Origin of the sequence: Mesorhizobium sp. (assembly GCF_041661565.1) — a bacterium.
Classification (GTDB): Bacteria; Pseudomonadota; Alphaproteobacteria; order Rhizobiales; family Rhizobiaceae; genus Mesorhizobium.
In genome coordinates, this window is sequence record NZ_JBAZUD010000188.1 from 1 (window position 1) to 8,009 (window position 8,009).

An 8,009-nucleotide genomic window follows, 5' to 3' on the forward strand; every position below is an offset into this window, starting at 1 on the left:
TGTCTGGCGCGCCGACTTCAGATGCTTGCGGCAGGCAGCGTCGACCTTGCCGAGGTCGCGTGATTTGAGGGCCTCGATATAGGCTAGGTGCTCGCCGACCGCGACTTCGTTCCGCTCGCGCTCCTGCGCCTTGTTCCACTGGTAATGGTAGTGGAAGATCATGGCGATCACATCGTAGAAATCGACGATGAAGCGGTTGTGCGACGCGCGATGGATGAGCCGGTGGAAGCGCTCGTCCAGTTCCGAGAATTCGTTGAAGCGCGTGGCGATCTCGCTGGCCAGCAGATGGTGCTCGGCTTCCAGGCGGTCAAGATCGGCCCAGACCGGGCTATCGCGTGGCAAGGCGGCGAAGGCGGCCGCCGAGCGTATTTCGAACATCTCGCGGATCTCGGTCAGTTCCAGCGCGAAGGCGCGGGTGAAGCCTTTCAGCACCCAATGGCTGTTGCGGCGCTTTTCGATCAGGCCGAAGCGGGAAAAGCGGATCAGGAATTCGCGCACGCTGGTGGTGCCGACGCCGATTTCGCGCGCCAGTTCGAGCTCGTTGATCTGCATGCCTGCCTCGGCCCCGCCGGCGAGCAGCCGCCGCATGAACGACCGCTCGATGATCTGCGCCAGCGTGTCGGTCTCTTCCTCGGGAAAGAAATCGTCGGGACGCGGTTCGCGCAGCACCGTCTTGGCGCGTTTGTTCCAGGCGATCAGACCGGTTTCTTCCATGCGCGCAAGGATGCTGCGCACGGTCGTGCGGCTGACGCCGAGCAAAACTCCCAGTTCCGGCTCCGAAGGCAGGCTGCGCGTTTCGTCGAGCAGCCTGAGGCACCTGTTGTAGGCGTCCTTGTAGACGTTGTTGCTCTTCGACATCCCCTGCCCCACTCATGCCGGCGCTTGCGCGGCCGGCTTGAAGCGCAATATGACGTTCCCATGGCCCTGAAAAGCAGGAATCGCTTCCGCTTGGGTCTCGATCATTGTTTGCAACGCCATCAGCCGGAGGCGCGCGCAACGCCAGCGAAAAAACAATTGACGCAAAACTGTTTTTTCACGATAAAAGACATTAACTCTTATCAAGCGCGTGTCAATCCGCGCGCATCCCAGGATCACCCAGGAACCCGCCCGTGAACGTCTCCAACACCATTCTCCTGTCCCCCGCCGACAATGTCGCCGTTGCCAACGGCCGCATCGAGATCGGCACCGTCCTGCCAGGCGGCGCGCTTGCCACGGCCGTCATCGAGCCCGGTCACAAGGTGGCGATCAAGCCGATCGCCGCAGGCGAAGCGGTGGTGAAATATGCCCAGGCCATTGGCCGCGCCACGCAGGACATCGCTCCCGGCGAGCATGTCCATTCGCACAATCTGGTCTTCGAATCCGGCCGCTTGCCTGTGGTGCCGCCCAGCGAGGCCGAGCATGCCACGGAGGCCGACCGCGCCCGCACCTTCATGGGCTATCGCCGCGCCGACGGCCGCGCCGGCACGCGCAACTTCATCGGCATCCTCGCCAGCGTCAATTGCTCTGCCACCGTCTGCCATTCCATCGCCGACACCGCCAACCGGACCTTGCTGCCGAAATATCCCGGCATCGACGGCTTCGTGCCGATCGTCCACGGCCAGGGCTGCGGCATGAGCGCCACCGGCGACGGCATGATGGTGCTGCACCGCACGCTGGCCGGCTATGCGCGCCATCCGAATTTCGGCGGTGTGCTGATGGTCGGCCTCGGCTGCGAGGTCAACCAACTTACCCTCTACGGCCAGAAGGGTGTCGCCGCCGGCAAACGCCATTTCAACATCCAGGATGCCGGCGGGTCGCGCAAAGCGGTGGAAAAGGCGATGTTGGTGTTGGCCGAGATCGCCGAGGAAGTCGGCCAGTTGAAGCGTGAGCCGATCCCGGTGAGCGAGATCGTCGTCGGCCTGCAATGCGGTGGTTCCGACGGCATGTCGGGCATCACAGCCAATCCGGCGCTGGGCGCGGCAGTCGATATCCTGGCCGGCGTCGGCGGTATCGGTATCCTTTCCGAGACGACCGAAATCTATGGCGCCGAACATCTGCTCGCCTATCGCGCGGCGACGCCTGAGATCGCCCAGAAACTCGACGGTTTCGTCAAGTGGTGGGAGGACCATGTCGCCAAGCACGGCGCCTCGATCGACAACAACCCCTCACCCGGCAACAAGCGCGGCGGCCTCACCACCATCCTCGAAAAGTCGCTTGGCGCAGTCGCCAAGGGTGGCCAGACGCCGCTCAACGGCGTCTTCGGCTACGCCGAAAAGGTCACCGGCAGCGGCTTGGTGTTCATGGACACGCCCGGCTACGACCCCGTGTCGGCGACCGGCCAGGTCGCCGGCGGCGCGAACGTCATCGTCTTCACCACAGGCCGTGGCTCCTGCTTCGGCTGCCGGCCAACGCCGTCGATAAAGGTCGCCACCAACTCGACCATGTATCACCAGATGGAAGAGGACATGGACGTCAACTGTGGCGTCATTGCCTCCGGCGACAAGACCATCGCCGGCATGGGCCGCGAGATCTTCGAACTCATCGTCGAGACGGCTTCCGGCCGCAAGACCAAGAGCGAGGACTTCGGCTACGGCGACAACGAGTTCGTGCCCTGGCACCTCGGAGCGACGCTCTAGACCGGACCGAGCAGCGGTTTGTCGAGCCGGGCAACAGTCCGGAACGGAGAGGGTTTCGCATGGAAAAACGCCGCATCGGCCAGACGGCGCTGGAGGTCACCGAGATCAGTTTCGGCGGCGCAGCGATCGGCGGCCTCTACCGCGCCTGTTCGCGCGCGGCGGCGATGGAGACGCTGCAGGGCGCCTGGGACGCGGGCCTGCGCTATTTCGACACCGCACCCTTCTACGGCTTCGGCCTGTCGGAACGCCGCTTCGGCGACTTCCTGCGCGAGAAGCCGCGCGATTCCTACGTGCTGTCCACCAAGGTCGGACGGCTGTTCCGGCCTGTGCCGGAGGATCAGGTTCCCGATCACGCCTATGTCGACCCGCTGCCTTTCGCGCTCGACTATGACTATTCCTACGACGGCATCATGCGGTCGGTCGATTTCAGCTATGCGCGGCTTGGCCTGAACAAGATCGACATCCTGTACGTCCATGACATCGGCGCCTACACGCACGGCGTCGAGAAGACCAAGCTGCACTTCCGTCAACTGATGGACGGGGGCCTCAAGGCGCTCGATGAATTGAAGCGTTCCGGCACGATTTCCGCCTATGGGCTGGGCGTCAACGAAGTGCGCATCTGCCTCGACGTGATGCGCCGCGCGCCGCTCGACTGCATCCTGCTTGCCAGCCGCTATTCTTTGCTCGACCGCAGCGCGGAAGCCGAATTGCTGCCCCTGTGCCGGGCACAACAGACCTCCCTTGTCATCGGCGGCGTTTTCAATTCCGGCATATTGGCGACGGGTCCGGTTACGGGCGCGAATTTCGACTATGCGCCGGCAAGCGAGGATATCCTTGCTCGGGTCGATGCGATGGAAAAGATCGCCGCTGAAGGCGGCTATCCCCTGGCGGCCGCCGCTTTCCAGTTTCCCCTGCACGAGCCCGTGGTCGCTACCGTGCTCACCGGCACCGCCAAGCCGGCCAATCTGGCCCGCAATCTCGAACTGCTCGATATCGAGGTGCCGGAGACGGACTACGCCCGGTATCGACCCTATACGGTGGTGCAGGAGCTTGGGTGAGCAGGCGTCACTGCACTGTGGATGGTTGAGGCTCTGGCGTCACAAAGCTCACATACAAGAAAGAATGAATATTCCATATTGACGAAGTCGTGGAATTAATATTCCATGGTTTGAAGAATGGAAGCCGGCGCATGGGTCCGCCATAGCGAGGAGCGGCGCGACGGATGTGACCTCCGGGACATTGGCAGGACCGGCTCGAAACAGCGCTTGCATCGTCGTGATCGATGCACTATCAAAATCGGGTAACTGTTTTTTATTGATAAAGTTCTGTTTGGCTGCGCCTATCCGAACGGGGCTTCCGTATCGTTCACCGGGCGACTTAGGGAGGAAACCTATGAAATTCGTGACCAGCATTCTCAATCGCCGCGCCGTGATGGCGCTGGCAGCGGCGTCGATGCTCGCCGGCGTCATGCATTCGGCACCGGCTTCGGCGGCGGACGTGACCATCCCGATCATCGTCAAGGACACGACGTCCTTCTACTGGCAGATCGTTCTGGCCGGCGCCCGCAAGGCCGGCAAGGATCTTGGGGTCAACGTGCCGGAACTCGGCGCCCAGGCTGAAACCGACGTCAACGGCCAGATCTCGATCCTCGAGAACGCCGTCGCCAGCAACCCGGCGGCCATCGTCATCTCGCCGACCGAATTCAAGGCGCTCGGCAAGCCGATCGATGAGGCAGCCGCCAAGGTCAAGATCATCGGCATCGACTCCGGCGCCGACTCCAAGGCCTTCACCTCGTTCCTGACCACCGACAACGTGCAGGGCGGCCGTGTCGCCGCCGACGGCCTCGCGGCCGCCATCGGCGCCGCCAATGGCGGCAAGATCGAGGGTGACGTCGCCCTGATCACCAACGCGCCCGGCGCCGGCTCGCTCGAACAGCGCAAGCAAGGCTTCACCGAACAGCTCAAGGCAAAATATCCTGGCCTCAAGCTGGTCGCCGACAAATACGCCGATGGCCAGGCCACAACGGGCCTCAACATCGCCACCGACCTGATCACCGCCAACCCCAACCTCAAGGGTATCTTCGCTTCCAACCTGATCATGGCGCAGGGCGTCGGTCAGGCTGTCGCCGAAAACAACCTTGGCGGCAAGGTGGCTCTGGTCGGATTCGACAGCGACGAGAAGCTGATCAAGTTCCTCAATGACGGCGTCATCTCCGCACTGGTCGTCCAGGATCCCTACCGGATGGGCTATGACGGCATCAAGACCGCGCTCGCCGCCTCCAAGGGCGAAAAGGTCGAGGCCAATGTCGACACCGGCGCCAATCTTGTGACCAAGGACAATATGAAGGATCCCAAGATCGACGCGCTGCTCAACCCGAAGCTCTGAGCATCGCTCGACCGCATCGTTTCCGGGGCCACCGCGCCCCGGAAACATACGGCACAAATGCCTTGGCAATCGGCGCGCTTGGGCTAGGCTGCCTTCAGGGCATTTCTTTTTCGGCATATCCTTGCCTGGCGGCGTGCCGCCGCGGGGCCAATCTGGGAGGATTGTCATGATTTCGACGGCGCAGGAACTTCATCCCGCCCCCGCACTCGAGCCCGGCAGGACCATCCTTGAACTGCGGGGCTTGGAAAAGCGCTATCCCGGCACCCACGCGCTGAAACCGGTGGACCTCGCTTTCAAGTCCGGCGAAATCCACGCAATCGTCGGCGAGAACGGCGCCGGCAAATCCACGCTCATCAAGCTTTTGACCGGCGTCATGCCGCGCACCTCCGGAGAGGTCATCTGGGAAGGCCAGCCGGCCGCCCTGGCGACGCCGCATGAGGCGATGGCGCTCGGCATCAATGCCGTGCACCAGGAGGTCGTGCTTTGCCGCCACCTGACGGTTGCCGCCAACATGTTCCTTGGCGAGGAGAATTCCCGCTTCGGCATCCTGCAGCAACGCGCCATGGTCCGGGAAGCGCAGAAGATCATCGACGATCTCGGCTTCGACCTGCCGGCCCATGTCACGCTGGGCGACCTCACCATCGGCCAGCAGCAGCTGATCGCCGCGGCGCGGGCCACGGTGCGCGGCACCAAATTCCTGATCTTCGACGAACCGACGGCCTATCTGACCCGCAAGGAAGCCGACCAGCTCTTCACCCTGATCCGCCGGCTGAAGGGTGAAGGCGTCACGATCATCTACATCAGCCATCGCATGGAAGAGGTGTTCGAGCTCGCAGACCGTGTTTCCGTGCTGCGCGACGGCACCCTGGTCGGCACCCGGAACATTGCCGAGACCAATGATGCCGAACTGGTCAAGATGATGATCAACCGCTCGATCGAGCAGGTCTACCACAAGGAGCACTTCACTCCCGGCGCCGCGATCCTCGAGGCGAGCAACCTGTCTGGCAAGGGCTTCGAGGATGTGTCGATGACGGTTCGCGCCGGCGAGATCGTCGGGCTTTATGGCCTGATCGGCGCCGGGCGCAGCGAATTCGTCACCACCCTCTACGGCCGCCACAAGAGGTCGGCCGGCCAGATCCTGTGGGAAGGCAAGGTCGTCCAGGTCAATTCCGAGCACGACGCGATCAAGCTCGGCATGGCGCTGGCGCCCGAAAGCCGCCGCGACCAGGGCCTTTGCCTCAATTTGCCGGTGGGCCTCAATCTCAACCTGCCGATCTACAAGCGCATTTCCAATAATCTGCTGATATCGAGCGCGAAGGAGAAGGTGCAGGCCGACCGCCAGATCGCCGACCTGCGCATCAAGACGCCGACCCGCGGGGCGCTGGCCTCCAGCCTTTCAGGCGGCAACCAGCAGAAGATCGTCATCGGCAAATGGCTTGCGCACGGCGCCAAGCTGTTCATCTTCGACGAGCCGACGGTCGGCGTCGATGTCGGCACCAAGGCCGAGATCTACCGCCTGTTCGGCGCGCTGCTGTCGAAGGGCGCCGGCATCATCCTGATCTCGTCCTACCTGCCGGAAGTCTATGAACTCTCCGACACGCTGCATGTGTTCCGGCGCGGCAGACTGGTGGCAAGCCACGGCTTTCGTGCCGCCAGCCACGAGGACGTTCTGACCCAGGCGATCGGCTAGGAGCATGATCCCGAAAAGTGGAAGCCGGTTTTCGGACGAGATCATGCTCAATCAAAAAAAATGTAAAAAGAAGAAACGGGAGGAACGATGAGCACCGAAGTCATACCGATCGAAAAACCGAAGCGTAATTACAACGTCCTGTTCGGGCTGACGCTGCTGGCGCTCCTGGTGCTGCTCTGGATTCTGCTTTCGGTGGCAACGACCAGTTTCGCCACGGGCAACAACATCGCCAATCTTTTGCGCCAGGGCTCGATGATCGCCATCATGGCGGTGGGCCAGACCTTCGTCATCATCACCGGCGGCATCGACCTGTCGGTCGGCGCCGTCGTCGGCTTTGCCACGGTCGTCGTCGCCATGATGATCAATGCCGGCTTCCCGATCTGGGTCGCCATCCTGGTGACGCTGCTGGTCGGCGTCGCCATCGGCATGTTTCACGGCTTCGGCATCGTCAAGATGGGCCTGCCGCCCTTCATCATCACGCTGGCGACCCTCACCTCGCTGCGCGGCATCGGCCTTCTGATGACCAACGGCAACTCCATCAACATCAACAGCGATTCCTTCACCGCCTTCTCGCGCAATTCCTTCATCGGCATTCCCAACCTGTTCTGGATGGTCATCCTGGTCGGCATTCCGGCCTATGTCTTCCTGCATCACAGCCGCTGGGGCCGGTACCTGTTTTCGGTCGGCTCCAACGCCGAGGCGTCGCGCCTTTCCGGCGTCAACGTCCAGCGCACCATCTACATGGCCTACACGCTGTCCGGCCTCTGCGCGGCATTCGTCGGCGTGCTGCTGGCCGCCCGCATCGGCATCGGCAACCCGACCCAAGCCGAGGGCTGGGAGCTGCAGGCCATCGCCTCGTCGGTCATCGGCGGCACTTCGCTGTTCGGAGCGGTCGGCTCGGTGCATGGCCCGTTGCTCGGCGCCTTCATCCTGGCCACCATCAACAACGGCGCCAATTTGCTAAACGTCAACTCGTTCTGGCAGCGCATCATCACCGGCGCGCTGATCATCATCATCGTCTATTTCGACGGACTTCGCCGCCGCGGCAAGTGAGCCGACCCGCAACCAGTCGCCGGCCGTCAAGACCCGACGAGCCGGCGATCTGACCACCGACTGGATTGAAGCATGAAAGCCGTCGTCTGCCGATCACCCGGCGAACTGGTCGTGGAAGACCGTGCCGGACCTGGCGCGCCGCCTGCCGGCTGGGCGCTGGTCGCGGTCAGCCATGTCGGCATCTGCGGCACCGACTACCACATCTTCGAGGGCAAGCACCCGTTCCTCGCCTATCCCCGCATCATGGGCCATGAGGTCTCGGGAAC

The 8,009-nt window shown here is 62.9% G+C and carries 7 protein-coding genes; 6 read left to right on the plus strand and 1 reads right to left on the minus strand.

Translation table 11 applies throughout. The features are described from left to right. A partial coding sequence (locus tag WC739_RS23235) for an FCD domain-containing protein (RefSeq protein WP_372955338.1) occupies positions 1-858 on the minus strand: 858 nt, incomplete at its 3' end. Positions 859-1,109: 251 nt separating this feature from the next. Here WC739_RS23235 and WC739_RS23240 point away from each other — a divergent pair. From WC739_RS23240 to WC739_RS23265, 6 genes are all read left to right on the plus strand, one after another. Further along, on the plus strand, positions 1,110-2,615 hold the full coding sequence (locus tag WC739_RS23240) for a UxaA family hydrolase (RefSeq protein WP_372955339.1): 1,506 nt from the start codon (positions 1,110-1,112) through the stop codon (positions 2,613-2,615). Positions 2,616-2,674: 59 nt separating this feature from the next. Then, positions 2,675-3,673, plus strand: a complete 999-nt coding sequence (locus WC739_RS23245; protein ID WP_372955340.1) for an aldo/keto reductase — start codon at positions 2,675-2,677, stop codon at positions 3,671-3,673. Between the two features lie 334 nt (positions 3,674-4,007). Beyond that, positions 4,008-5,000: an ABC transporter substrate-binding protein gene (locus WC739_RS23250; protein ID WP_372955341.1), complete on the plus strand. Its 993-nt coding sequence runs from the start codon at positions 4,008-4,010 to the stop codon at positions 4,998-5,000. Positions 5,001-5,166: 166 nt separating this feature from the next. After that, the gene (locus tag WC739_RS23255) at positions 5,167-6,690 is read left to right on the plus strand and encodes a sugar ABC transporter ATP-binding protein (RefSeq protein ID WP_372955342.1); all 1,524 of its coding nucleotides are present in this window, start codon (positions 5,167-5,169) and stop codon (positions 6,688-6,690) included. 87 nt (positions 6,691-6,777) lie between these two features. Continuing rightward, positions 6,778-7,743 carry an ABC transporter permease gene (locus tag WC739_RS23260; RefSeq protein ID WP_372955343.1) on the plus strand — a complete coding sequence of 322 codons (966 nt, stop codon included), beginning with the start codon at positions 6,778-6,780 and terminating at the stop codon, positions 7,741-7,743. Positions 7,744-7,815: 72 nt separating this feature from the next. Next, on the plus strand, positions 7,816-8,009 hold a 194-nt coding region (locus tag WC739_RS23265), incomplete at its 3' end, for an alcohol dehydrogenase catalytic domain-containing protein (RefSeq protein WP_372955344.1).